The organism is Pseudomonas sp. S2_H01, assembly GCF_054668305.1.
This window is the reverse complement of sequence record NZ_CP162756.1, coordinates 3,073,328-3,098,076: the sequence shown is the minus strand read 5'-3', so window position 1 is coordinate 3,098,076 and position 24,749 is coordinate 3,073,328. Positions and strand designations below refer to the sequence as shown.

Here is a 24,749-nt window from a genome sequence, read left to right as displayed (position 1 = left end):
GTCGTAGCCACTGCTTCCATGAGGACGAAGACTGGAACACCGAAGTCGCCGTCGTCATCTAGACCAACTTACACCTGATGTGTGAAAGCCGCCCACCGTGCTTGGTAGCGGCCCCCAACGTTCCGAGTCGTCTGGCTTTGCTGCCGGTGCCCGGAAGATCGCGAGCAAGCTTGCTCCTACGGCCTTCGGCCAGAATCAAAAGCGATCCAGCGTGCGATGCCCCAAACACTGGCGCCAGTATTCCCTCCTCCCCCGCCTCACCTATGCAAACTTTAAATAAGCCACACGCAACTTACTCCGCTGTAAAAACCCCTGACATCCGTCCCTCTCTCGGGATAAAACGCCACCGCGCGTTACATACAACCCATTGATTCAAAAGCCGCTCGTGCAAAACTTCGTTATTTAAATACCCAACAACACACCCGCTCAAACCGCAAAAGTACCCCGCATCCGCTCTTTGAATATTTCCTGTTCCCTGCGTGTTCTCCTATCAATACCTGTCTGCACACCCTAATAAAAACACCGCCAGGGAAGGCCGTTTTTCAGAGTATTGCGCCATGGCCTTTTTTCCCTGTTTTCTGTCGGTGGTGTTTGTCGTTCGTAATCAGGCCGATGGGCTTGAGGGGATGTTGTGCGAGGCGACGGATGTGATTGCGTCGATGGTGTCGGACTATGAGTTGATCATTGTCGACAACGCGTCGAGCGATGACAGCGTGGCGCAGTTGAAGCGGTTGACGGCTGAGGATGGGGTGGCGAATCTTCAGGTGTATGCGCTGACCAAGGAGGTCGATCTGGACACGGCGTCGTGGGTCGGTCTGGAGAATGCACTGGGCGATTATGCGGTGGTGCTGGACCCGCTGGCGGACGACATTGCGTTTTTGCCGAACATGCTGGAACACGCGGCTCGCGGCGCGGATGTGGTGTTTGTCTGCAACACCGAGCACACGCCGCAGCCTTTGTTGTATCGCTTCGCCTTCAAGCTGTTTCACCGGGCGTATCGCTGGTGCAACGGGATTCACCTGGTCAAGGACGCGCCGCAGTTTCGGTTGCTGACCAAGAAGGTGATCAATTTCATTCTGCAGCATCCCAAACCCACGATGATTTATCGGCATTTGCCGGCCACGGGCGGTTTTGCGCGTACGTGCCTGACGTATTCAGCGCCACCCAAGGCGCAGCCGCACAGGCATCTGGGGGAAAGCGTCGACCGGGGTATTCGGATGTTGGTGTCGAGCACCCGCGCGCCGATGCGGCTGGTGACGGCACTGTCGTTGTTTGGCGCGGTGATGAACCTGCTTTATTGCGCGTACGTGGTGGGCATTGCGCTGTTCAAGACCGATGTCGCGGCGGGCTGGATCAGTCTGTCGCTGCAGGAGTCGGGCATGTTTTTCCTGATTTCGCTGGTGCTGTTGGTGCTCGGCGAATACATCCTGAACATGGGGAGTTTTTCCGGCGACGGGCCGCTGTATTACATCGGACAAGAGTTCACGAGTTGCCGAATGACGCGGCTCGAAAAGCTCAACGTCGAGGACGCCGCGCCAGTGATCAGCATGGCGAGGGCCTGGGGCGGAGAGCGCGCATCTTGACGAGCCATCCGGTGCCTTGCCATGAGGCGATCATTATTGGCGGCGGCTTCTATGGATCAGCGATTGCGATCCATCTGGCCCGACAACGCGGGTTCAAGCGCATCGTACTGCTGGAGCGCGAGGGCGGCTTGCTCAGGCGCGCGTCTTACAACAATCAGGCGCGCGTGCATAACGGCTATCACTACCCGCGCAGCTTCACCACGGCCTATCGCAGCCGGGTCAACCTGCCGCGTTTCGTGGCCGACTGGCCCCAGGCGGTGAAGCGCGATTTCACCAAGCTGTACGCGATTGCGCGGCACAACTCCAAGGTCACTGCGCGGCAGTTCGAGCGGTTTTGCCGTGATATCGGTGCGCAGATCCAGCGTGCGGACTCAGCGGCGCATGCGCTGTTCGAGCCGCGTTTGATCGAAGAGGTGTTTCAGGTTCAGGAGTACGCGTTCGACGCCACGCAACTGGCGCGATGGGCCGTGCAGGAGCTTGAAGAGTGCGGCGTGCAGGTGCGGTTGCTCACCCGCGCGACGGAGATCTACCAGGCCGCAAACCACACGCTGCAGGTGGTGACCGAAAGCGAAGGCGGCCCGCAACGCCTCAGCTGCCGCTATCTGTTCAACTGCACCTACAGCGGCAGCAATCATTTCAACGGTGACTTTCCAGGGCTGGACACGGACCTGCGCCACGAGATCACCGAAATGGCGCTGATGCAGATGCCGCCTGCTCTCGAAGGCCTTGGCGTGACGGTCATGGACGGGCCGTTCTTTTCGATGATGCCGTTCCCCTCCCGCGACCTGCACACCTTGTCCCACGTGCGTTTCACCCCGCATGTGCAGTGGAACGACGACAAGTCGATCAACCCTTACGACAAGCTCGCCCGACATGAGCGCACCAGTCGCGTGGAGCGAATGGTGCGGGATGTCGGTCGTTACATTCCGGCAATCCTCGACTCGCGGCACAGGGACTCGCTGTACGAAGTGAAGACCGTGTTGGCGAAAAACGACCGCAACGACGGTAGGCCGATTCTGTTCGAGAAGCACGCCAGCTTGCCGGGCTGCTACTCGGTGCTCGGCGGCAAGATCGACAACATCTACGACGTGCTGGAGAAACTGGACAATGAAGTCTTTGACCTGCCGCGTATCGCCCCGGCGCTCGTTCTGCCCATCGCAATCGCGGTGCTGGCGAGCCTGTTCCTGACCCTCGCCACGCGCTCGATCTGGATCGACGAAGCCATGCTGCTCAAGGACATCATCGCCTTGCGCAGCCCTGCCGAATTTCTCAAACCCCTGCCGTATTACGATCAAGCCGAGCCGGTGCTCGCGTCGCTGTTTTTCAAAGCGATCATGTGGCTGTTTCACTACAACATCGAGCCGTTGCGGCTGTCGGTTCTGGCGCTCTCGTGCGTACTCATCGCGCCGATGTTTGCCGTGTTTCGGCGTTACCGCTGGGGCGCGGTGGTGTTTCTGTTGGCGTTGATCGGCCACTCGTTTTCGATAGGGCTGTTTCTGACCGAGCTCAAGCATTACTTCCTGGAAGTGTCGGTGAGCTTTCTGGCGATCTTCGCCCTGTGGCAGGCCGAGGAGCATGACAACCTCTATTGGCCAATCGTGATGGCCGCGCTGCTGAGCGTGCTCGGCTTCTCGACGCTGATCGTCTCGGGTGCGCTGCTGGTCTACGCGTTTCTGCGACTCGCGTTTCGCCCGTGGGATGAACGTGGCAAGGCGACGATGGCCGCGCTCTTCGCCTCGGCAATGATCGTCGTCGCGTCTTACGCCTACATGAAGTACCTGACGGTCTACCAGTTGAGCAACTACGACGATTACTACTCGACCTCGCCCTTGGGCTCGCTGGGCGTGTTGAAGGAGGCAATTCTCGGTGCGTACGGCAAGGCGTTGCTGGTGGTGTCCGCCGTGGCCAACGTGGCGCTGCTGTTCACCCATAGGCGCGGCTTCGTGTTCACGCTGAACCTGTTTTTCATCGGCATTCTGATGGTGGTGATTGTCGGCAGAATCGTCGGGTTCTATCCGGCGACCTACCCGCGTCATGTGGTCTGGCTGGTGCCATTCAGCATGACCCTCGCCTGCTTTGCGGTGCTGGAATTCACCGCCAGCCCGTCTCGCCCGCTCAAGGCGTTGGGTCTGGTGTTGCTGGCGCTGATGACGCTGCAGGCCGGCAAGGCCTGTTACAACAACCTCAAGGGCGTGAACTACGAATACGTCGACAACAACGCGCTGTACGAGCACGTCGCACAACTGCCGCCCACCGAGTTTCTGGTGTACCCCGACGCCCAACCCTCGCTGGAGTACTACACGTTGCTGGACCCGCGTCTGAGCAAGCATCAGTACGTGCGCGTGTACGACGAAATCACCAAAGCCCGCGACCCGAACATGGGCAGAGTCGAATACCAGGACTCGCTCGCCGAACTGCTGCGGCAGCGGCCGTCCAGGGATTTTTCCGTGCTGGTGTCTCACGTCAATCTGGACAAGGACATCAGCGGTCGAGGCAAGGCGCTGGAAGCCGAAATCAGTCGACTGAACTGCACCTATACCTCGTATTTCTACGTCTACAACGCCCAACTGATCCGGGTACATTGCCCGCTGGATGCGCAATTATGAGCAACGGTCTGATCGGCTTCACCGGTTTTGTCGGCTCGACCCTGATGCGTCAAGCGCGATTCGACGCGCTCTTTCGCTCCACCAACATTCACGAGATCGAAGGGCGCTCGTTCGACACGCTGGTCTGCGCGGGCGCCTCGGCGCAGAAGTGGATCGCCAATCGTGAGCCCGAGGCCGATCGCAAACGCATCGAAAACCTGATCGATCATCTGCGGACCGTGCGCTGCAAGACCTTTGTCTTGATCAGCACCGTGGACGTGTTCCATACCCCCATCGGCGTGGATGAGGACTCGGTCGTGGATGAGGTCGGTCTGCATGCATACGGCATGAATCGGCGCCTGCTGGAGTGCTTCGTCGAGGACTTTTTCCCACGTCATCTGATCGTGCGCCTGCCAGGGCTGGTTGGCCCGGGACTGCGCAAGAACGTGATTTTTGACTTCCTAAACGAGAACAATCTGACGGCCATCGACAGCCGCGGCCTCTTCCAGTTTTACCCGATGGTCAACCTCGCGAGCGACATCCAGATCGCGCTGAATGCGGGCTTGAACCTGGTCCACCTGTGCGCCGAGCCGATCACGGTCGCCGAAGTTGCAGAGCAGGGGTTCGGCGTTCCGTTCGACAACGTACGCGGGGTCATGGCCGCGCGGTATTCCATGCAGACCTGTCATGCCGCGCTGTTCGGTGGCCGGGGCCGTTACCAGTACAGCGCCCGGGAAACGTTGCAGGCGGTGCGCGCATACGCGCAATCGGAACCGCGCTCGATGGGAGCGAAAGCATGAGGCTGGCCATCTCCAACATTGCCTGGGACATCGTCGAGGACGAGGCCATCGCCGCATTGCTCAAGCGCTACGGCGTCGATGCCATCGATGTCGCGCCTGGCAAATACTTCCCTGACCCAGTGGCGACAAACAAGAGCCAGATCGCGGAGGTGCGCGACAGGTGGGCGGACCGTGGAATCGGCATCACCGGCATGCAAGCGTTGCTGTTTGGCACCCAGGGGTTAAACGTGTTCGGTTGCGCCGCCAGCCAGGCGTCGATGCTGCAACATTTGAATGAAGTCTGTCGGATCGGTGCCGGACTGGGCGCCACCCGATTGGTGTTTGGTTCGCCGAAGAACCGGGACCGCAGCGGCCTGAGCGATCGGGAAGCCCAGAACATCGCGGTGCCGTTCTTCCGTTCACTCGGCGACATCGCCCAGGATTACGCACTGGCGTTTTGTCTGGAGCCGAACCCCGAGTGCTACGGCGCCAACTTCATGACCGATACCCCGTCAACGGCGCAAGTCGTGCGCGAGGTCGATCACCCGAACATTCTCATGCAACTGGACACGGGTTCCCTGACGATCAATGGCGAGGATCCTTTCGCCGTGCTGAAAGATGACGCTGACCTGATCGGCCATGTGCACGCCAGCGAGCGGGATCTTCTGACACTCGGCGACGGCGATACCGCACACGTCGACATGGCAGAGGCCATCAGCCGCTACCTGCCGGATCACGTGGTCAGCATCGAAATGCTGCCTAACCGGGTCGAACCGCATCTGGACACCATCGAGCGTGCATTGAATGTGGCCATCCAGCATTACCGTGCAGAAGCCTGGGGGACGCTGCGATGAAATGGGCCATTCTGATTTTGGGGATTCTCTCCAACGCGTCCGCCAGCGTGCTGGTGAAGATGGCGATGATGCCGCCGCGTCGGTTTCCTTCACTCACCGCGCCGCTGGAGGCCCTGGGCAACTGGCCGTTCTGGGTCGGCCTCGGCCTGTACGGCACAGCGTTTCTGCTCTACGCCGCCGCCCTCGCCCGCTTGCCGCTGAACATCGCTCACCCGGTGCTGACCGCCGGTGCCGTGGCTGCGGTGGCCTGTTCTTCGATCCTGATTTTTCGTGAAACCTTCTACTGGACGACAGCGGCCGGCATCTTGCTGGTGATCGCGGGCGTCGCCCTGATCACTGCGCGGGTGGCCTGATGACTGACACAACGTTTTCTCCCGGACGACCGACACTAACCAAACTGTCCCGACAGGTCCCTTACTTCGAGACGCCCTTGTGGCTGGGCCGCACGCACTCCTATTGCGTGGTCATTCCGGTGATCAACGAAGGCGAGCGCATTGTCAGCCTGCTGGCGCGCATGGCTGCGCTGTCGATCTATCAGTTGGCGGACATCATCATCGTCGACGGCGGCAGCTCCGACGGTTCACTCGCCCACGACATGCTCATGGTGACAGGCGTGCGTGGCCTGCTGGTGAAGACGTCGCCGGGCAAACTCAGCGCGCAGCTGCGATGCGCCTATGCCTTCGCCCTCGATCAGGGCTACGAGGGCATCGTCACCATCGACGGCAACGACAAGGACGATCCGAAGGCGATTCCGCGCTTCATTGAGGCGCTGCAACAGGGCGTGGATTTTGTTCAGGCGTCGCGTTTCCTCGCGGGTGGCGTGGCGGAAAACACGCCGAAATCCCGCGACATCGCGATCCGGTTCATACACGCCCCGATGCTCAGTCTGGCCTCGGGTTTCGACTGGACCGACACCACACAGGGCTTTCGCGCCTACAGCCGCAAGATGCTGCTCGACCCGCGCATCGCCCTGTTTCGCGATGTGTTCATGACCTATGAACTGCTGGCGTATCTCTCGTACAGGGCGCCAAGACTGGGTTATCGCTGCCTAGAACTGCCGACGGTCAGGCGGTATCCACAGGGCGACGTGCCGACCAAGATCAGCGGCGTAAAAGGCAATCTGGCGGTGTTGGCGGTGTTGGTGCGGGCGTGCTGCGGCGGGTATGACCCGAAGTGATGGCGAGGCCTGCCCCGCCTTGTAGGAGCCGGCTTGCTGGCGCCTACAAGGATTGCGGTGTGTCACGACCTATTCGATTCAGACACGCCGCGATCGCGGGTAAGCGCGCTCCGACAATGAGGTGCATCAACCCGCGAGCAGATGGTCCAGAAACAGCTGCGCGGCGGTGGACAAGCCCGCCCTGGACCTCACGCAGACGCTGAGTTCGCGACTGGCCCAGTCTTCGTTCAAGGGCACGGCAGTCGCGCCGTCCATTTTGTAAATCTCCACGCTGCCCGCCGGCATGATGCCGATGCCAACGCCCGCCTGAACCATCAGGCACAACGCGTCGTAGCTGGAGACTTCCATGCGGATTTTCAGCGAGCGACCCATGTCATTGGCGGCTTTTATCAGCTGAAAATTGAGGTGCGTGCCGCTGCGCAGGGTGACGTATTCGTGGTCCAGCGTTTCATTGAAGGTAAGCGACTCGCGCCCGGCCAAGGGATGATCGTTGGGCACCAGCAACACCAGTCGGTCGGTGCGAAACGGGAACACTTCGATGTCAGCACCATGGGGCAGACGCGTAAAGATGCCGATGTCGGCGCGGTTTTCCGCCACGGCCTTGGTGATCGCCAGGCTTTGCTGCTCTTGCAGGCTGACGTTGATCAGCGGGTAGAGCGCCATGAACGACTTGATCAGCCCCGGCATGAACTGCGTGATCGCCGAAATGTTCGCCAGCACGTGCACCGACCCGCGACGCCCGTGGGAGTAGTCACGCATCTGCACGACGATTTCATTGAGGTTGTTCAGCGCGCTGCGAGCCATGAACAGCAACGACAGGCCCGCATCGGTCGGCGTGATGCCTTTGTTGGTGCGGTTGAGCAGCTTTGAATCGAGCAGCTCTTCCAGCTCGCTGAGCCGCTTGCTCACCGCGGCCGCCGCGATGTGTTCACGCTTGGCGGCGGCAGCGATGGTGCCTTCTTCGACAACGCTGACGAAGAGGCGCAACGAGACGGGATCGAGCTTCATATGAGGTACCGGGCGTGCTGGCCAGAATGGCCGCCATAGTACCCCGTCATTCATCGACTCAGAACTGACCGGACAGCAGATGGCCGGCGTTCGGCACCTGAGCGGTGAGGCCCAGTGTTTTCAGCATCTGGTAAACCGTCGCCACCGACGCCGACAGCACCGGCTTGTCGAGACGATCCTGTACGACCTGGATCGCGGGCAGCGAAGGCATCTGCACGCAGCACGACAGCACCACCCCATCGGCCTGACCGATGTTCAACTTGTCGGCGTGGGCCACCAGATTCATCGGGTCCAGACGACCGACTTCGAGGTTGTCGGACACTTCCAGGCTGATGGAGTCGACCACTTCGATACCGGCCGCTTCGATGTAGTCGATGACCTGTTGGGTCAGGGGCTTCATGTACGGGGTGATGATCGAAATTTTCTTGTAGTTGAGCATGTTCAGGCTGTCGATCAACGCACCCGCAGAACTCAGCACTGGAGCGTTCGACTTGTTGGAAACCACGGTCTTGCCCAGACGGTCCTGCGAGACTTTGTGGTAACCCGCGCCCTGGCACATGATCGCCACCAGGCAGGCGTAGGCCATGACGTCCACGCGTGCATCGCTCAGTTCCAGCGCGCAACGGTCGCTGTCGATGTCCATCTTCTTCAGCTCTTCGGGGCTCACGTGCATCATGCGCATGCGCGACGAATGGAACGTGAAGTGCTCTTCCGGAAACAGCGAGTAACGCGAGGTCAGCATCGCCGGAATTTCGGTTTCCATGGTGGTGTTGGAGCTTGGAACGATTTGGCCGATTCGAAAGTTTTTCATGGGGCTGTCCTCTAGATGCAGATCAGTTGCCGCTGGTGAGTTGAACGCCTTTGGTTTCCTGCAGCGTGAACACCATGACGGCGGCAATGGCGTAGGAAACGGAGGCAAGAGAAATCGTGGCGGTGAAGCCGATGAGCGGGATCAGCACGGGGACCAGCTTGATCCCGACAATGGCGCCCACCCGGCCGAAGTTGAAACAGAAGCCCGACGCGGTGGAGCGGATGCTGGTGGGGAACAGTTCCGAATACCACGCGCCGAACCCGCTGAAGTAACCGGTGAAGAAGCCCAGCAGTGCAGCCAGAGAGCCCAGCATAATGATGTTCTGGGTGGTGAACATCAGCTTGCCGTCTGTCAGCGGCATCAGGGTCGCGGAGTAGGAAAACACCGGCACCATGATCGCCATGCCGCCAAAGAAGATCGCAAATGACAGGCGGCGTCCGACGGCTTCTGCCAGATAGCCGTAGGCCAGATAACCGATGGTGGCACCAATGCCGATCCAGATGACAAACACCGGCGCCTGATCGATGCGCACGTTCAGAATGTTCTGCAGATAGGCCGGCATGAAGGTGGTGATGATCCAGTAGCCGTACATGCCCAGCACCGAAATGCTCAGGCCCAGCAGGGTCACTTTTCGATACTGCGGGCTGAAGATTTCCATCAGCCGCCCCTTGTCGGTGTTACGACGCATGAACTCGCGGTTCGCCAGCCAGACAGGCGACTCTTTAACGAACAGCCAGATGAACACGAGGGTGAAGTAGGCCGGGATCGACGCGTAGATAAACAGCGTGCGCCAGGACTCAGGGTTGCTGCTGTCGAGGAAGCTCCAGGCAAAAATCGCGGCGAGCAAGCCGCCACCCGACCAACCGGTTTGCATCACGGCGAAGGCTTTGGCGCGACCGGCAGGCGGCCAGATTTCCGACACCAGCGCAGCCGCGGCAGACCACAGCCCACCGACCGCAATCCCGACGCAGAAACGGAACAGGTTCAGTTGCCACAGGCTGTCGGCAAACCCGCAGAGCAAAGTGCCGGTGCCATAGACGAACACCGACAGCATCATGGTCTTCTTGCGGCCGATCTTGTCGGAGATGTTCCCGAGGAAGAAGCCGCCGATACCGGTTGCCAGCAGAAACCAGGCCACGGTCGATACGACATCGCCCAGACCGACAGAAAAGGTTTTGGCGATGGCCAGCAGGACGAAGCCGAAGACGGTGGCATCCAGCGCGTCGAACAGCCAAGCGGCCCAAGAGCCGCCCAAAGTAGCGTAACGCTGGCCGGTGCTCAGCTGAGCACTGCCATCCAGAGGCGCAGAAACGGGCGCGGGCCCGGCAGCAAGGGTTTTCATGGGGAAACCTCGTGGGACTCAACTTATTATTTTTGGAAACCCGGTCGACGGTATGACGCGCAGTCGGCGAACGGTTGGTCATTGCGACCGATGTTAGGAGTCAGAGGCGGGGGCGTATATCAGGCATTGGCGAGCTTGCCATCGCGGATGGCGATGGCAGATGTCGAGAAAATGTCGGTGCTTAACGTTCTCGCCAACCGGTGGCGAGTGCTGTGGGAGCGAGCTTGCTCGCGCCCACAGGAGACTGTGTTGTCCGGCCGTTCCCGGTCAGGCTTGTGAGAGTTGTCCTGCAGGCACTGCCGTGTCGACCTTGTGATTGCCCAGCATCGCTTTGGGAATCGACAGGATCAGCCCCGCGCTGACAAACAGGCACGCCCCCAGCACGTAGGTGCCGTTATTGATGTTGCCAGTCAGGTTCTCGGCCATAGCGGTGATCATCGAGCCGGTGAAACCGGACAAGTTGCCGATGGCGTTGATCATGCCGATGCCCGCCGCTGCCGCAACGCCAGACAACACCGTGCCCGGCAACGTCCAGTAGATCGGCATCAGGCTCAACACGCCCGAGGCAGAAACGCTGAGGAAGATGATCGACAGCACCACGTTGTTGGCGAAATACGCACTGAGGATCAGGCCAATGCCGCCGATGATCGCCGGGATCGCTGCGTGCAGACGACGCTCGCCGGTCTTGTTCGAATGCCGCGCATTGAGGGTCATGGCGATAACCGCGATGCCGTACGGAATGGCGGTCAGCAGACCGATGTCCAGCGGGTTCGAAATACCTGCGCTTTTGATGATCGACGGCATCCAGAACGCCAGGCCATAGAACCCGGTGTTGAACGTCAGCAGGATCAGCACCAACAGCCACACGCGGCCATTGAAGAATACCTCGCGCAGGTTCGACGCCTTGCCTTTGCTGTCGGTCTCCAGATTGGCCTTGAGCAGGGCTTTCTCTTCGGGCGACAGCCATTTGGCCGCATCAACGTTGTTGGCCATGAACGCCAGCACCACGAACGCCATGATGACCGAGGGAATGCCTTCGATGATCAGCAACCACTGCCAGCCGGCCATGCCCTGCACGCCTTGCATTCTGGTCATCAGCCAGCCGGAAATCACGCCGCCCAGCGTCAGGCTGATCGGCATTGCCATCAGGAAACCCGACAGGACACGGCTTTGACGGCGGGTCGGAAACCAGTAATTGAGGTAAAGGATCACGCCTGGAAAGAACCCTGCCTCACAGATGCCGAGCAAGAAGCGCAGCACGTAGAACATGGTTTCCGATTCGATGTGAAAGAACTTCGCCAGCGGCACGGTGAACGCCACGGCCATGGAGACGATGGCCCAAGTGAGCATGATCCGGGCAATCCACATACGCGCGCCGAAGCGATGCAGCAACAGATTGCTCGGCACTTCGAAGAGGAAGTAACCCCAGAAGAACATGCTCGCGCCCAAGGCGTAGATGGTGTTGCTGAATTGCAGGTCGTTGAGCATGTCCAGCTTGGCGAAGCCGATGTTCACGCGGTCCAGGTACGCGGCCATGTAGCACAGCAGCAGGACAGGGAGGATGCGCAGGATCACTTTGCGGTAGGTGCGGTCTTCAAAACTGGCTTGCCCGGCACCCGAAGGTTCGGGCAGGCGTTGGGAAACGGTTTCCATGGTGGGACCTCCAGGCACGTGGACGGGCCTGTATTGTTGTTATGGAGGGTCGAAGCACGGAACGATGTTACCGATAACAGGTAGGCCTGACTACCGTAAATACGGGGCGGGACAATGACTTGTTCCCATTGATCGATAACGCGGGGTTATCGAAGGTCACCTGTGGGAGCGAATTCATTCGCGAGAAATCCTTCTCCCAATGCAAATGTGCGCTTGAAACCGCATCGCGAATAAATTCGCTCCCACAGATGATTTCGGCAGTCAGGAACATCAATTGCGCGCCACCTGCGCATTCGCCAGCAGGATCTCGGCAAATTCCGACGCCGCCCCCAGCAACGGCTCGCCGCGACGGGTCAGGATGCCGTAATCCTGCGGTGCGAGTTTCAGCGAGGTGTTGAGCACTTTCAGCAGTCCGGTGTCCAGATGCGACTGCGCCATGGAGGCCGGCAACATGGCGATCATCGGCCCGGACTGCAGCACCTGGAGGAAGGTCTGCATTGAGATCGTGTCGATGGTGTTCTTCGGCGTTGCGATGCCGGCCTGCGCAAACGCCTGTTCCATCCGCGCGCGAATGGGTGTGCCGACCGGGTAAAGAATCCACGGCCACTTGCCCAGCTCCTGCAACGGTGTTTCCTGCAACTCCGTCAGCGGATGACGGCTGTTGACCACCATGCAGAACGGCTCGGGCGCCAGCGCCTGGAAGTCATACACCTGTTGCTGGTTTTCGTCGGTGTAACGCGCCACGGCCAGGTCGAGCTTCTTGTCGTCGAGCATTTCCATGAGGTGATCGCTGGTCTGCTCGACCACCTCGATGGACAGCAACGGCCAGCGCTTCTTCAGTTGAACGATCGCGTCGGGCAACACCACCGCAGTCGCCGCGAAAATCGCACCCACCTTCAGAAAACCATGTCCGCCTTCGCGCAGGCTGCTGATCTGGTCGACAAACTTGTTCGCATCGTTGAGCGCAATCTGCGCATAACGCACCACATGTTCGCCCAACGCAGTCGGCGGCATGTTGCGCGGAAGGCGTTCAAACAGATCGAAGCCGAGCAGGCGTTCGATCTCGCGCAGCATCTTGCTGACCGCCGGCTGGCTGAGGTTCATGTGCTGGGCAGCGGCGTGCATATTGCGGGTCCGCGCCAAGGTATCGATCAGCACCAGGTGCTTGAACTTCAGCCAGTTGCAGACCGTGGAAAAGGAAATGTCGGACATGGAAACAGCCTCGATTCGCGATAACCCAGTGTTATCGATAATTGAGCAGATGTCATTGGAGTTTATCGGCCGCGCTGATTAGGGTCGGTACGAAAAGCACAAAAATATCCGAGGACTGCCCCATGCCTATTCAGCTCACCCCAGAAAACACACTGCCTGCCGACGGCCTGACCGGCACTTTGATCGGCCGCGCCTGGGTGCCCGGCAACGTCAGCGGGCCTTCGCCCGTTGTGCTGCGCAGCGACGGGGTGTTCGATCTGTCGGCGCAATTCGCCACGTTGAGCGAGTTGCTGGAGTCCGAGTCGCCGCTCAAAGCGGTGCGTGAAACCCAGGGCACCTTGATCGCCAGCGTTGAGGCACTGCTGGCCAACTCGACCTCAAACCCTGACACCAATAAGCCGTTCCTGCTAGCGCCCGCCGACCTGCAGGTCATCAAAGCCGCTGGCGTGACCTTCGCCGCAAGCATGATCGAGCGGGTGATCGAAGAGCAGGCCGCAGGCGATCCGGCCAAGGCAGAGAGTGTGCGGGCCATCGTGCACAACGCCATCGGCGACAACTTGCGCAGCATCAAGCCGGGTTCCGAGCAGGCGAGCAAGCTCAAAGCGTTGCTGATCGAACAGAAAATGTGGTCGCAATATCTTGAAGTCGGCATCGGCCCGGACGCCGAAATTTTCACCAAGGCGCCTGTGCTCGCCGCTGTCGGCAGCGGCAGCCAGATCGGCATCCACCCGAAATCGGAATGGAACAACCCGGAACCGGAAGTGGTGCTGGCGGTGAACAGCCGTGGGCAGATTCACGGCGCGACGCTGGGCAACGACGTCAACCTGCGTGACTTTGAGGGTCGCAGTGCCCTGCTGCTGAGCAAGGCGAAAGACAACAACGCCTCGTGCGCCATCGGTCCGTTCATCCGCCTGTTCGACGAGACGTTCTCGATGGACGACGTGCGCAATTGCGTGGTCGATCTGCAGGTGAAAGGCAATGACGGCTATGTGATGAAAGGCTCAAGCTCGATGTCGCAGATCAGCCGTGACCCGGAAGACATCGCCGCGCAAACGCTGAACGCCAACCACCAATACCCCGATGGTTTCCTGCTGTATCTGGGCACCCTCTTCGCCCCGACCGAAGACCGCGATCATGTGGGCGGTGGCTTCACGCACAAGCTCGGGGATCAGGTCAGCATCAGCAGCCGTCTGCTCGGCGGGTTGCACAACGAGGTGACCCACAGCAGCCGGGCGACGCCCTGGACGTTTGGCGTGGGCGCGCTGATTCGCAACCTCGCGGCGCGTGATTTGCTGTCGCGCTGAAGCCCTGCCGGTTTACAAAACGGTTTTTCAGGCTCAATGTTACCGATAACAGATTCTGGCAATACCCTAATTCCAAGAGAGACCCGAACCATGTCCGATACGCCCAAACGCCCTCTGCGCAGCCAGCAATGGTTCGACGATCCCAGTCACGCCGACATGACCGCGCTCTACGTCGAGCGTTACATGAACTACGGCCTGACCCGTGAGGAGCTGCAATCCGGCCGCCCGATCATCGGCATCGCCCAGACCGGCAGCGATCTTGCGCCGTGCAATCGTCATCACCTGGAACTGGCGCAGCGGGTCAAGGCAGGCATTCGTGATGCGGGCGGGATTCCGATGGAATTTCCGGTGCATCCCATGGCCGAGCAAACCCGTCGTCCTACCGCCGCGTTGGATCGAAACCTCGCTTACTTGGGCCTCGTTGAAATCCTCCACGGCTACCCGCTCGACGGCGTGGTCCTGACCACCGGCTGCGACAAGACCACACCGGCGTGCCTGATGGCTGCCGCGACGACGGACCTGCCCGCCATCGTGTTGTCGGGCGGGCCCATGCTCGACGGTCGCCACAAAGGGGAGCTGATCGGCTCCGGCACCGTGCTCTGGCATGCGCGCAATCTGCTGTCGGCAGGCGAGATCAACTACGAAGGCTTCATGGAAATGACCACCGCGGCCTCACCCTCGGTCGGTCACTGCAACACCATGGGCACGGCGCTTTCGATGAATGCCCTGGCCGAAGCGTTGGGCATGTCGTTACCGGGTTGCGCAAGCATTCCGGCGGCATACCGCGAGCGCGGCCAGATGGCCTACATGACCGGCAAACGCATCTGCGACCTGGTCCGCGAAGACGTACGTCCTTCGCAGATCATGACCCGCGAAGCCTTCGAAAACGCGATTGCCGTGGCGTCGGCGCTGGGCGCGTCCAGCAACTGCCCGCCTCACCTGATCGCCATCGCGCGGCACATGGGCGTCGAACTGAGCCTGGACGACTGGCAGCGAATCGGCGAAGACGTGCCGTTGCTGGTCAACTGCATGCCCGCCGGCAAGTACCTGGGCGAAGGCTTCCACCGCGCAGGCGGCGTACCGGCGGTGATGCACGAACTGCAGAAAGCCGGAAAGCTGCATGAAGACTGCGGTTCGGTGTCCGGCAAAACCATCGGCGACATCGTGCGTAATGCGGTCGCTCAGGACGTGGATGTGATTCGCCCTTACGAAGACCCGCTCAAGCACCGCGCGGGCTTCATCGTACTCAGCGGCAACTTCTTCGACAGCGCGATCATGAAGATGTCGGTGGTCGGCGAAGCGTTCCGCAAAACCTACCTGTCCGAGCCGGGCGCCGAGAACAGCTTCGAAGCGCGGGCAATTGTCTTCGAAGGCCCCGAGGACTATCACGCGCGCATCAACGACCCGTCGCTGGACATTGATGAGCGCTGCATTCTGGTGATTCGCGGCGCAGGCACGGTCGGCTATCCGGGCAGCGCAGAAGTGGTAAACATGGCGCCACCGGCCGAGCTGATCAAACGCGGCATCGATTCGTTGCCGTGCCTGGGCGATGGTCGTCAGAGCGGCACGTCTGCGAGCCCCTCGATCCTCAACATGTCGCCGGAAGCAGCGGTTGGCGGTGGTCTTGCGTTGCTGAAAACCAATGACCGTCTGCGCGTGGACCTGAACAATCGCAGCGTCAACGTGCTGGTCAGCGACGAGGAAATGGCCGAGCGTCGCGCGCAGTTCGAACCGACAATGCCCGCCTCGCAAACGCCGTGGCAAGAGCTCTATCGCCAACTGGTCGGGCAGTTATCCACAGGCGGCTGCCTGGAACCTGCCACGCTGCATCTGCGCGTGATCGCACGCAGTGGTGAGCCGAGGCATTCGCATTGATCGACAGTCGTTATCTCTGACTTGAAGCAATTGTAGGCGTGAGCTTGCTCGCGATAGCGGTGTGTCTGGCGGCATCAAGCTGAATGACGTACCTCAATCGCGGGCAAGCGCGCTCCTACAGTTCATCAGGGCGCTCACAAAAGCTTCGGCAAACCCTTCTCCATGTCGACGAACCGGCTCTTGAGCATCGAATGCAGTTGCTGCACCGCAGGCGAAAACTGTTTGCGGTGGGGATACACCAGATTCAACGGCGCGGGTTCGCCCGGATAATCCGGCAACAGCAACTCCAGCCGCCCTGCCAGCACGTCATCACGCACGTCCACCCACGATTTATACGCGATGCCCTCGCCCGCCACGGCCCAGCGGCGGACCAGATCGGCATCGTCCGTGAGCAACGGTCCCGACACGGTAAATATGCGCGCCCCCACCGGCCACTTGTCATAGACGCGGCCGTTGAGGATGTACAGCAGACAGTCGTGACGCAGCAGATCGTCCGCTGTCAGCAGCCGCCCTTTACGGGCCAGATAGTCAGGCGACGCCACCAGTACTCGGCGGTTATAAGGTGCGAGCGGCAACGCTATGTAGTTGGCGTCTTCGATGACACCACTGCGGATGGCCACGTCCACAGGATCGCGGAACATGTCAGCCACCTGGTCCGAGACGAACAATCGCAGGTTCAGCGCAGGATGCTGTCGGCGGAAGTCGGTCATCCAGCCCAGCAACACATTGCGCCCCAGATCCGACGGCGCGGCCACCTGAAGCGTGCCGCTCAACGCCGCGCTCTCACGCCGCAGTTTTTCACGCCCTTCGCTCAAGGTGTCGAGCACCGCCTGTGCGGTCGGCAAATACTGCTCACCTTCGGCGGTCAGGCGCAGGCTGCGCGTCGAGCGCGCGAAGAGCCGGACATCCACCTCACGCTCCAGTCGCTTGATCGCTGCGGCCACCTGCCCTGGCAGCAGATCGACCTCACGCGCCGCGTTGGAAAAACTGCCCAGCGCGGCGGTGCGGACGAACAGCGCCAAGTCATCAATGCGGATCATTTTCACTCCAGCTGTGAAAGTGTTGACGTATTGTGCGGGTTTTTCTTGTCGGTAGAGAAGAACAAGATACGTCCAACTTCATATCCCTTGCCTTCAAGAGAGAACGCCATGAAAGCCATCGCCTTTACCCAGCACGGTCTGCCCATCGAAGATCCGAAATCGCTGATGGACATGGACCTGCCAAAACCCGCGCCCGGCCCACGGGACCTGCTGGTTGAAGTCCGCGCCATTTCGGTGAACCCGGTGGACACCAAGATTCGCGCAGGCTCTGCCGCCACCGAACCGAAAGTCGTGGGCTGGGACGCGGTGGGGATCGTTCGTGAAACCGGCCCGGAAGTCACGCTGTTCAAGGCCGGTGACGAGGTGTTCTACGCCGGCTCCATCGCCCGCCCGGGCAACTACAGCGAATTTCATCTGGTGGACGAGCGCATCGTCGGCCGCAAACCGACGTCCATCGACAACGCCCATGCCGCCGCGCTGCCGCTGACCTCGATCACCGCCTGGGAACTGCTGTTCGACCGTTTGGGCGTGCAGGAAGGTGGGGGTGAAGGCGACAGCCTGTTGATCATCGGCGCAGGCGGTGGCGTGGGTTCGATTCTGGTTCAACTGGCTCGACAGCTGACGAAGCTGACCGTCATCGGCACCGCGTCTCGCCCGGAAACCCGCGACTGGGTCAAAGACCTCGGCGCGCATCACGTGATCGATCACAGTCAGCCGCTGGTGGAGCAACTGGAAAAAATCGGCGTCGGCCAGGTCAGCCATGTGGCCAGCCTGACCCATACCGACAGTTATTTCCCGCAGTTGATCGAAGCCCTGCGCCCACAAGGCCAGCTGGCGCTGATCGACGACCCGAAAAGCCTCGACGTCGTCCCCATGAAACGCAAGGCGCTGTCGCTGCACTGGGAACTGATGTTCACCCGCTCGCTGTACGAAACGCCGGACATGATTGCCCAGCACGAACTGCTCAATCGCGTGTCGGCGCTGATCGACCAAGGCGTGTTGAAGACCACGCTCGGCGAACACTTTGGCGTCATCAACGCTGAGAACCTGCGCCGCGCCCACGCCGTGATCGAGAGCGGCAAGGCCCGCGGCAAGATCGTACTCGAAGGGTTTTAACCGTTCGCAATTGTTCGGTCGGTGGGGCGTGTGTGAAGATCGCGCCGCGCCGGCCTCGACGGCTGTCAAACCAGGCTGCCCTCTTTTTTGACTCGGAAGACACCATGCAACTCACCGCACTCGCCAAATCCCGCTACACCGCCAAGGCCTACGACAACAGCCGCAAGATCCCGCAGGAAACCGTCGACACCCTGCTCGATCAACTGCGCCACAGCCCGTCTTCGGTGAACTCGCAGCCGTGGCATTTCGTTATCGCGTCTGACGAACAAGGCAAAGCGCGTGTGGCCAAGGGCGCCGAAGGCGGCTTTGCGTACAACGAATCCAAGATCCTCAACGCTTCTCACGTGATCGTGCTGTGCACCCGCACCGAGATGACGGAAGCCCACCTGCAGGCCGTGCTGGGGCAGGAAGAGCTCGACGGTCGTCTCCCGACGGCCGACGCCAAGGCCGGTCAGGACAACAGCCGCCGTGGCTACGTGAATCTGCACAAGCACGACCAAAAAGACCTGCAGCACTGGATGGAAAAACAGACGTATCTGGCGCTGGGCACGCTGCTGCTGGGTGCCGCATCGCTGGGTCTGGACGCAACGCCGATGGAAGGCTTCGACTTCAAGAAGCTCGACGCCGAACTGGGCCTGCGCGAGAAGGGCTATACCAGTCTGGTCGTCGTTGCGCTGGGTTACCGCAGTGAAACCGACTTCAACGCCAAGCTGCCGAAGTCGCGCCTGCCGGCTGAGACGGTGTTCACGTTCCTGTAATTACCGACCCTGTAGATCCTTTCTGTAAGAACGCGCTTGCCCGCGAAAAATACATCTGCCCAAAAAGATGTATTGCCTGTACGTCACCTTCGCGGGCAAGCGCGCGCCTACACCTGCCTGCACGACACAACCTGCACGACTTGCCAGCGACCTCCTGTAGGAGCGCGCTTGCCCGCGAAAAATGGATCGATCCACAAAGATGTATTGCGCTTACATCACCTTCGCGGGCAAGCGCGCTTCTCAAATACCAACTGGTTATACGCACCAGTCAGCACCTCTCATTTGCCCCAATGCCCTCGCTCTGCTAGTGTCGCGCCGGTTTAACGTCTACCGGGATAGCCGCCATGGCCCGCAAGAAAGCTGCACTGGATTTCGAACAGTCCCTCACGGATTTGCAAACGCTGGTTGAGCGTCTGGAGAACGGCGAGCTGTCGCTGGAAGATTCGTTGACCGCCTTTGAGCAGGGCATCCGCCTGACGCGCGAGTGCCAGAGTGCGCTGGCCCAGGCCGAGCAGAAGGTCCAGGTGTTGCTGGAACGCGATGGCGAACTGGCAGAGGAACCCTTCGACGCGGAACAGCCAGAATGATTGCCGACTATCAGGCCCTGAGCCAGGCTCGCGTCAATGCGGCGCTGGACAGCCTGTTCGACGCCCCGGCTCCAGAGTTGACCCGCCTTTACGCCGCCATGCGCTACAGCGTGACCAACGGCGGCAAACGTGTCCGTCCCTTGCTGGTTTACGCGGCCTGTGAAGCTTTGGGCGGCCGTGCGGAAACGGCCAACGGCGCGGCCTGCGCGGTCGAGCTGATTCACGCCTACTCGCTGGTGCATGACGATCTGCCAGCCATGGACGACGATGATCTGCGTCGCGGCCTGCCGACCACCCACAAAGCCTTTGACGAGGCCTGCGCCATCCTCGCCGGTGACGGCCTGCAAAGCCTGGCGTTCAGTGTGCTGACCGACAGCAAGCTGACCCCGCAGGATGCCGATACCCGCCTGAAAATGGTCGCCACCCTCGCCCACGCCGCAGGCCCTGCGGGCATGGTCGGTGGACAGGCCATCGATCTGGGCTCGGTCGGCCTGAAGCTCGACCAGAAGGCGCTGGAATTCATGCATCGGCACAAGACCGGCGCGCTGATCGAGGCCAGTGTCAGACTCGGCGCCCTGGCCAGCGGTCATGCCACCCAGGACCAACTGAACGCACTGCAGATTTACGCCCGCGCCATCGGTCTGGCCTTTCAGGTCCAGGACGACATTCTCGACGTCGAAAGCGATACCGCAACGCTTGGCAAACGCCAGGGCGCGGACATCGCACGTGACAAGCCGACCTACCCTGCGCTGCTGGGGCTGGAAGAAGCCAAGCTGTACGCGCTGGAGCTGCGTGATCAGGCGCTGGTCGCGCTGCGACCTTTCGACGCGGCCGCCGAGCCATTGCGTGCACTGGCGCGTTATATCGTCGAGCGCCGCAACTGATACCTCACCTCTCCTGCGTCGGGTCTGCCGCCAGCAGCACACGTGCCTGCGATCCATGAACATCCCGCACTTTTTCGGGGCCCGGTGGACTTTTCGCGGGCAAGCGCGCTCCTACAACGGTATGCACCATTCGACGTCCTGAGCATCCCGTTGCTGTCTTGCGTGCGCAGCTCGCGATGCATCAGGTAAACTGCCGCCTCTTTTACTTATAACGATTCGCCTGATGCCCACGACGTTCAAAGAGATTCCCCGCGAGCGCCCGTCCACGCCCCTGCTCGACAAGGCAGCGACGCCGGACGGCCTGCGCCGGTTAGGTGAAGCAGAGCTTGAAGCCCTGGCTGATGAACTGCGCCTGGAGCTGCTCTATACCGTTGGCCAGACCGGAGGACATTTCGGTGCCGGCCTTGGCGTCATCGAGCTGACCGTTGCCCTGCATTACGTCTTCGATACCCCCGACGACCGGCTGGTCTGGGACGTCGGTCATCAGGCGTATCCGCACAAGATCCTCACCGGTCGTCGCGAGAAGATGTCGACCCTGCGCCAGAAAGGCGGTGTGGCCGCTTTCCCGCGTCGCAGCGAGAGCGAGTACGACACCTTCGGCGTCGGCCACTCCAGCACCTCCATCAGCGCTGCGCTGGGCATGGCCATCGCCTCCCGCCTGCAAGGCAGCGAGCGCAAGTCCATCGCCGTCATCGGAGATGGGGCGCTGACCGCAGGCATGGCCTTCGAGGCGTTGAACCACGCCCCTGAAGTCAACGCCGACATGCTGGTGATCCTCAACGACAACGACATGTCGATCTCGCGCAACGTCGGCGGGCTGTCGAACTACTTGGCGAAGATTCTTTCCAGCCGCACTTACGCCAGCATGCGCGAAGGCAGCAAGAAAGTGCTGTCGCGCCTGCCCGGTGCCTGGGAAATCGCCCGCCGCACCGAGGAATACGCCAAAGGCATGCTGGTCCCCGGCACGCTGTTCGAAGAGTTGGGCTGGAACTACATCGGTCCTATCGACGGCCATGACCTGCCGACGTTGATCGCGACCCTGCGCAACATGCGCGACCTCAAGGGTCCGCAGTTCCTGCACGTGGTCACCAAAAAGGGCAAAGGCTTCGCCCCGGCAGAAGTCGACCCGATCGGCTATCACGCCATCACCAAGCTCGACCCGCTCAACGCTCCTGCTGCTGTGCCGAAAAAGGCCAGCGGGCCGAAGTATTCCGGTGTGTTCGGTCAGTGGCTGTGCGACATGGCCGACGCCGACGAGCGCCTGGTCGGCATTACGCCAGCCATGAAAGAAGGCTCTGATCTGGTGGCGTTCAGCGAGCGATACCCAGAGCGCTACTTCGACGTCGCCATCGCCGAACAACACGCGGTGACGCTGGCGGCGGGCATGGCGTGCGAAGGCAGCAAGCCGGTGGTGGCGATTTATTCGACCTTCCTGCAGCGCGGTTACGATCAACTGATTCACGACGTCGCCGTGCAGAACCTCGATGTGCTGTTCGCCATCGACCGCGCAGGTCTGGTGGGTGAAGACGGCCCGACGCATGCCGGTAGTTTCGATCTGTCGTACCTGCGCTGCATCCCGGGCATGCTGGTGATGACACCGAGCGACGAGAACGAACTGCGCAAGATGCTGACCACCGGCCACCTGTTCAACGGTCCGGCTGCTGTGCGTTATCCACGCGGCACGGGACCGAATGCGGTGATCGAAAGCGCACTGGAGCCACTGGAAATCGGCAAGGGCATCGTCCGCCGCCAGGGCAGCAAGGTCGCGATGCTGGTGTTCGGCGTGCAACTGGCCGAGGCCATGATTGTCGCTGAAAAGCTCGACGCGACCGTGGTCGACATGCGTTTCGTCAAACCGCTGGATGAGTCTTTGGTGCGCGTCATGGCGGCCAGTCACGACCTGCTGGTGACCATCGAAGAGAACGCCATCATGGGCGGCGCAGGCGCGGCCGTCAGCGAGTTCCTGGCACGGGAAAACATTCTCAAGTCCGTGCTGCACCTGGGCTTGCCGGACGTTTACGTCGAACACGCCAAACCCGCGCAGATGCTCGCGGAGTGCGGTCTGGATGCGGACGGGATTGAAGCGTCGATCGCCGATCGTTTGCAAAAAATCCACAACGCCTGACAGCCCCTCTGATCATTCCCACGCTCTGCGTGGGAATGCATCCCATGACGCTCCGCGTCATTCTGCGCTAGACGCAGAGCGTCCGGAGCAGCGTTACCGCGCAGAGCGTGGGAACGATCACTGAAACGAACGAACATGAACCTGCACCGCCTCGCCTTTACCCTATCGCTGCTTCCCGTTACTCCAGCCTTCGCCGACCTGCCAGACCGCGAAAACGCGTTGAAACTGCCCAATGTCCTGATCAGCGCCAATCGCCAGGTCGAGCAGCGCGACGACAGCACGGCGGCCAACACCGTGTTCACCCGCGAAGACATCGAGCGCCTGCAACCGACCAGCGTCACCGACCTGCTCAGCCGCGTGCCGGGTGTCCAGGTGGCGCCGAGCGGTGGACGCGGCAGTCTGCCGGGCATCTACATCCGCGGCACCAAGGCGGCGCAAAACCTGGTGCTGGTCGATGGCCAGCGCATCGCAAATGCCACCTCTGGCGACAGCGCGCTGCAGTTTCTCGATGTCGAGCAGATCGAACGCGTGGAAGTGCTGCGCGGTTCGCGTTCGGTCATCTACGGGGCCGACGCAATTGGCGGCGTGATCCAGATTTTCACCCGCCGAGGCGCCGAGCAAGGACTGCAAGCGCGGCTGCACACCGGCTTGGGCAACCGCAACACACGCCAGAACAGCCTTGGTCTGTCGGGTGGCGACGAACAGACGCATTTCAATCTCAGCACCAGCCTCGACGAAACGGCAGGGATCGACAGCACGGGCCCGTCGTTTGCCAGTGACGGCGACCACGACGCCTACCGCAACAAGTCCATGAGCCTGAACCTCAGCCATTGGCTGAATGACGACGTGGAAGTGGGCTTCAACGCGCTGGATAACAAGGGCAAAAACGAGTTCGACAACCCGTTCGGCCTGTTCGACCCGGTCACGCTCAACAGCGTGGGTCAGCAGCAATACAGCGACTTCGAGGTCAGCAGTCTGGGCACTTACCTGGACGCCCGAATCAACTCGACCTGGAAAACCCGTCTGGAACTGGGGCACAGCGAGAACCGCGAGAAAACCTTCGACAAGCTCAGCGACGATCGATACGTGTTCAACACCTACCGGGACTCGGTCAACTGGCAGAACGACCTGACCCTTGATGAGCACAACAGCCTGATGCTCGGTGCCGACGGGTACGAGGACCGGGTCGCCAGCAGCACGCCCTTCGACGAAGACAGCCGCTGGAACCGCGCCGCGTTCATCCAGCACCGCTACAAAGGCGACGGATTCTCCACCGAGCTCGGTTTGCGCCATGACCAGAATCAGCAGTTCGGCAGCGAGAATACCTGGAGCGGCACGCTGACCGTGCCCCTCAACGACGCCAACGACGTGCTGCTGTCCTACAGCGAAGGTTTCCGCGCGCCGACGTTCAACGATCTGTATTACCCCGGCTTCAGCAACCCGAATCTCAAGCCCGAGCACTCGAAAAGCTACGAACTGCAATGGCGAAGCCGCCTGAGCGACACCAGCAGGCTGGAAGCCTCGCTGTATCGCACGGACCTGAAAGACGCGATCGCGCTGGACGCAGACTTCAGCCCGCAGAACATCGCTTCGGCCCGGATCAATGGCTTCGAGGCATCGTTCGAGCAGCAACTGTTCGGCTGGACCGGCAAACTGGGCGCGTCGATCATCGACCCTCGAGATCGCGACACGGGGCACACGCTCAATCGCCGCGCGCGCCGAACCGCCAATCTGGACCTGGACCGCCAGTTCAATCGCTTGGGCATCGGCGCCAGCTGGCAGGCGGTCAGCGACAGCTACAACGACGAAGCCAACACCCAGCACATTGGCGGATACGCACTGTTCGGACTGCGCAGCAGCTGGAAAGCGAGCGACGAGGTGAAGCTGGAGTTCAAGCTGGATAACGCCCTGGACAAGCGCTACAGCCGCTCACTGTACAGCTTTGATGGCAGTAACTATGGCTACCGCGAAGAGGGCCGGACCTGGCTGTTTGGCGTGACCTGGACGCCTGATCTATAGGCGATCATATGTAGGAGCGCGCTTGCCCGCGATCTGG

General features: G+C 60.9%; 20 protein-coding genes. 14 read left to right on the top strand and 6 right to left on the bottom strand.

Annotation, left to right across the window (positions count from 1 at the left end; all coding sequences use genetic code 11):
• Window positions 1-557 precede the first annotated feature (557 nt).
• The 6 genes from AB4N84_RS13870 to AB4N84_RS13845 are packed head-to-tail and all read left to right on the top strand — an operon-like array spanning window position 558 to window position 6,978.
• Window positions 558-1,583, top strand: coding sequence for a glycosyltransferase (locus tag AB4N84_RS13870; RefSeq protein WP_460046742.1), 1,026 nt, complete (start codon window positions 558-560; stop codon window positions 1,581-1,583).
• The gene (locus AB4N84_RS13865; RefSeq protein WP_460046740.1) at window positions 1,580-4,189 is read left to right on the top strand and encodes an FAD-dependent oxidoreductase; all 2,610 of its coding nucleotides are present in this window, start codon (window positions 1,580-1,582) and stop codon (window positions 4,187-4,189) included. The genes AB4N84_RS13870 and AB4N84_RS13865 overlap by 4 nt, the downstream gene beginning before the upstream one ends.
• On the top strand, window positions 4,186-4,968 hold the full coding sequence (locus AB4N84_RS13860) for an NAD-dependent epimerase/dehydratase family protein (RefSeq protein WP_460046739.1): 783 nt from the start codon (window positions 4,186-4,188) through the stop codon (window positions 4,966-4,968). The genes AB4N84_RS13865 and AB4N84_RS13860 overlap by 4 nt, the downstream gene beginning before the upstream one ends.
• Window positions 4,965-5,801: a sugar phosphate isomerase/epimerase family protein gene (locus AB4N84_RS13855; RefSeq protein WP_460046738.1), complete on the top strand. Its 837-nt coding sequence runs from the start codon at window positions 4,965-4,967 to the stop codon at window positions 5,799-5,801. Before AB4N84_RS13860 ends, AB4N84_RS13855 begins: the two co-directional genes overlap by 4 nt.
• Entirely contained in the window at window positions 5,798-6,154 is a 357-nt protein-coding gene (locus AB4N84_RS13850) for a DMT family transporter (protein WP_460046736.1), read from the top strand. The genes AB4N84_RS13855 and AB4N84_RS13850 overlap by 4 nt, the downstream gene beginning before the upstream one ends.
• Entirely contained in the window at window positions 6,154-6,978 is an 825-nt protein-coding gene (locus tag AB4N84_RS13845; protein WP_460046735.1) for a glycosyltransferase family 2 protein, read from the top strand. Before AB4N84_RS13850 ends, AB4N84_RS13845 begins: the two co-directional genes overlap by 1 nt.
• Window positions 6,979-7,104: 126 nt before the next feature.
• Here AB4N84_RS13845 and AB4N84_RS13840 read toward each other — a convergent pair whose 3' ends face one another.
• The 5 genes from AB4N84_RS13840 to AB4N84_RS13820 all read right to left on the bottom strand — a co-directional run bounded on the left by AB4N84_RS13840 (window position 7,105) and on the right by AB4N84_RS13820 (window position 13,004).
• A complete protein-coding gene (locus AB4N84_RS13840; protein WP_460046734.1) occupies window positions 7,105-7,986 on the bottom strand; it encodes a LysR family transcriptional regulator in 882 nt (293 codons plus the stop codon).
• 58 nt (window positions 7,987-8,044) lie between these two features.
• Entirely contained in the window at window positions 8,045-8,797 is a 753-nt protein-coding gene (locus tag AB4N84_RS13835; RefSeq protein WP_074756950.1) for a maleate cis-trans isomerase family protein, read from the bottom strand.
• A gap of 22 nt (window positions 8,798-8,819) precedes the next feature.
• Window positions 8,820-10,139, bottom strand: coding sequence for an MFS transporter (locus tag AB4N84_RS13830; protein ID WP_208605199.1), 1,320 nt, complete (start codon window positions 10,137-10,139; stop codon window positions 8,820-8,822).
• 267 nt (window positions 10,140-10,406) lie between these two features.
• Window positions 10,407-11,792 (bottom strand): MFS transporter, encoded by a 1,386-nt coding sequence (locus AB4N84_RS13825; RefSeq protein ID WP_460046733.1) that lies wholly within the window; start codon window positions 11,790-11,792, stop codon window positions 10,407-10,409.
• A gap of 270 nt (window positions 11,793-12,062) precedes the next feature.
• Window positions 12,063-13,004 carry a LysR family transcriptional regulator gene (locus AB4N84_RS13820; protein ID WP_460046732.1) on the bottom strand — a complete coding sequence of 314 codons (942 nt, stop codon included), beginning with the start codon at window positions 13,002-13,004 and terminating at the stop codon, window positions 12,063-12,065.
• 122 nt (window positions 13,005-13,126) lie between these two features.
• On the opposite strand from AB4N84_RS13820, the gene AB4N84_RS13815 reads away from it, so the two are divergent.
• Together AB4N84_RS13815 and AB4N84_RS13810 are read left to right on the top strand one after the other, a co-directional pair.
• On the top strand, window positions 13,127-14,308 hold the full coding sequence (locus tag AB4N84_RS13815) for a fumarylacetoacetate hydrolase family protein (protein WP_074756944.1): 1,182 nt from the start codon (window positions 13,127-13,129) through the stop codon (window positions 14,306-14,308).
• A gap of 90 nt (window positions 14,309-14,398) precedes the next feature.
• Complete coding sequence (locus tag AB4N84_RS13810; protein WP_460046731.1) at window positions 14,399-16,183, top strand: IlvD/Edd family dehydratase; 1,785 nt, start codon at window positions 14,399-14,401, stop codon at window positions 16,181-16,183.
• A 134-nt stretch (window positions 16,184-16,317) separates the two neighbouring features.
• Here AB4N84_RS13810 and AB4N84_RS13805 read toward each other — a convergent pair whose 3' ends face one another.
• The gene (locus AB4N84_RS13805; RefSeq protein ID WP_460046730.1) at window positions 16,318-17,223 is read right to left on the bottom strand and encodes a LysR family transcriptional regulator; all 906 of its coding nucleotides are present in this window, start codon (window positions 17,221-17,223) and stop codon (window positions 16,318-16,320) included.
• A gap of 108 nt (window positions 17,224-17,331) precedes the next feature.
• On the opposite strand from AB4N84_RS13805, the gene AB4N84_RS13800 reads away from it, so the two are divergent.
• The 6 genes from AB4N84_RS13800 (at window position 17,332) to AB4N84_RS13775 (ending at window position 24,712) form a co-directional block, all read left to right on the top strand.
• Complete coding sequence (locus tag AB4N84_RS13800) at window positions 17,332-18,339, top strand: zinc-binding alcohol dehydrogenase family protein (RefSeq protein WP_460046729.1); 1,008 nt, start codon at window positions 17,332-17,334, stop codon at window positions 18,337-18,339.
• Between the two features lie 104 nt (window positions 18,340-18,443).
• Window positions 18,444-19,097: an oxygen-insensitive NAD(P)H nitroreductase gene (gene nfsB, locus AB4N84_RS13795; protein ID WP_460046728.1), complete on the top strand. Its 654-nt coding sequence runs from the start codon at window positions 18,444-18,446 to the stop codon at window positions 19,095-19,097.
• Window positions 19,098-19,441: 344 nt separating this feature from the next.
• A complete protein-coding gene (locus AB4N84_RS13790; RefSeq protein ID WP_062384761.1) occupies window positions 19,442-19,684 on the top strand; it encodes an exodeoxyribonuclease VII small subunit in 243 nt (80 codons plus the stop codon).
• Entirely contained in the window at window positions 19,681-20,568 is an 888-nt protein-coding gene (gene ispA, locus AB4N84_RS13785; RefSeq protein ID WP_074756934.1) for a (2E,6E)-farnesyl diphosphate synthase, read from the top strand. Before AB4N84_RS13790 ends, ispA begins: the two co-directional genes overlap by 4 nt.
• A 223-nt stretch (window positions 20,569-20,791) precedes the next feature.
• The gene (dxs, locus tag AB4N84_RS13780; RefSeq protein WP_460046726.1) at window positions 20,792-22,693 is read left to right on the top strand and encodes a 1-deoxy-D-xylulose-5-phosphate synthase; all 1,902 of its coding nucleotides are present in this window, start codon (window positions 20,792-20,794) and stop codon (window positions 22,691-22,693) included.
• 135 nt (window positions 22,694-22,828) lie between these two features.
• Complete coding sequence (locus AB4N84_RS13775) at window positions 22,829-24,712, top strand: TonB-dependent receptor domain-containing protein (RefSeq protein WP_460046724.1); 1,884 nt, start codon at window positions 22,829-22,831, stop codon at window positions 24,710-24,712.
• The last annotated feature ends 37 nt before the right edge of the window (window positions 24,713-24,749 follow it).

Excerpts from the sequence above, each read along its gene's own strand:
- AB4N84_RS13810 (WP_460046731.1), top strand. The coding sequence starts at position 14,399 with ATGTCCGATACGCCCAAACGCCCTCTGCGCAGCCAGCAATGGTTCGAC.
- AB4N84_RS13855 (WP_460046738.1), top strand. The coding sequence starts at position 4,965 with ATGAGGCTGGCCATCTCCAACATTGCCTGGGACATCGTCGAGGACGAG.
- AB4N84_RS13830 (WP_208605199.1), bottom strand. The coding sequence starts at position 10,139 with ATGAAAACCCTTGCTGCCGGGCCCGCGCCCGTTTCTGCGCCTCTGGAT.
- AB4N84_RS13815 (WP_074756944.1), top strand. The coding sequence starts at position 13,127 with ATGCCTATTCAGCTCACCCCAGAAAACACACTGCCTGCCGACGGCCTG.
- ispA (WP_074756934.1), top strand. The coding sequence starts at position 19,681 with ATGATTGCCGACTATCAGGCCCTGAGCCAGGCTCGCGTCAATGCGGCG.
- AB4N84_RS13805 (WP_460046730.1), bottom strand. The coding sequence starts at position 17,223 with ATGATCCGCATTGATGACTTGGCGCTGTTCGTCCGCACCGCCGCGCTG.
- nfsB (WP_460046728.1), top strand. The coding sequence starts at position 18,444 with ATGCAACTCACCGCACTCGCCAAATCCCGCTACACCGCCAAGGCCTAC.
- AB4N84_RS13845 (WP_460046735.1), top strand. The coding sequence starts at position 6,154 with ATGACTGACACAACGTTTTCTCCCGGACGACCGACACTAACCAAACTG.
- AB4N84_RS13835 (WP_074756950.1), bottom strand. The coding sequence starts at position 8,797 with ATGAAAAACTTTCGAATCGGCCAAATCGTTCCAAGCTCCAACACCACC.
- AB4N84_RS13860 (WP_460046739.1), top strand. The coding sequence starts at position 4,186 with ATGAGCAACGGTCTGATCGGCTTCACCGGTTTTGTCGGCTCGACCCTG.
- AB4N84_RS13840 (WP_460046734.1), bottom strand. The coding sequence starts at position 7,986 with ATGAAGCTCGATCCCGTCTCGTTGCGCCTCTTCGTCAGCGTTGTCGAA.
- AB4N84_RS13775 (WP_460046724.1), top strand. The coding sequence starts at position 22,829 with ATGAACCTGCACCGCCTCGCCTTTACCCTATCGCTGCTTCCCGTTACT.
- AB4N84_RS13870 (WP_460046742.1), top strand. The coding sequence starts at position 558 with ATGGCCTTTTTTCCCTGTTTTCTGTCGGTGGTGTTTGTCGTTCGTAAT.
- AB4N84_RS13825 (WP_460046733.1), bottom strand. The coding sequence starts at position 11,792 with ATGGAAACCGTTTCCCAACGCCTGCCCGAACCTTCGGGTGCCGGGCAA.
- AB4N84_RS13850 (WP_460046736.1), top strand. The coding sequence starts at position 5,798 with ATGAAATGGGCCATTCTGATTTTGGGGATTCTCTCCAACGCGTCCGCC.
- AB4N84_RS13820 (WP_460046732.1), bottom strand. The coding sequence starts at position 13,004 with ATGTCCGACATTTCCTTTTCCACGGTCTGCAACTGGCTGAAGTTCAAG.
- dxs (WP_460046726.1), top strand. The coding sequence starts at position 20,792 with ATGCCCACGACGTTCAAAGAGATTCCCCGCGAGCGCCCGTCCACGCCC.
- AB4N84_RS13790 (WP_062384761.1), top strand. The coding sequence starts at position 19,442 with ATGGCCCGCAAGAAAGCTGCACTGGATTTCGAACAGTCCCTCACGGAT.
- AB4N84_RS13800 (WP_460046729.1), top strand. The coding sequence starts at position 17,332 with ATGAAAGCCATCGCCTTTACCCAGCACGGTCTGCCCATCGAAGATCCG.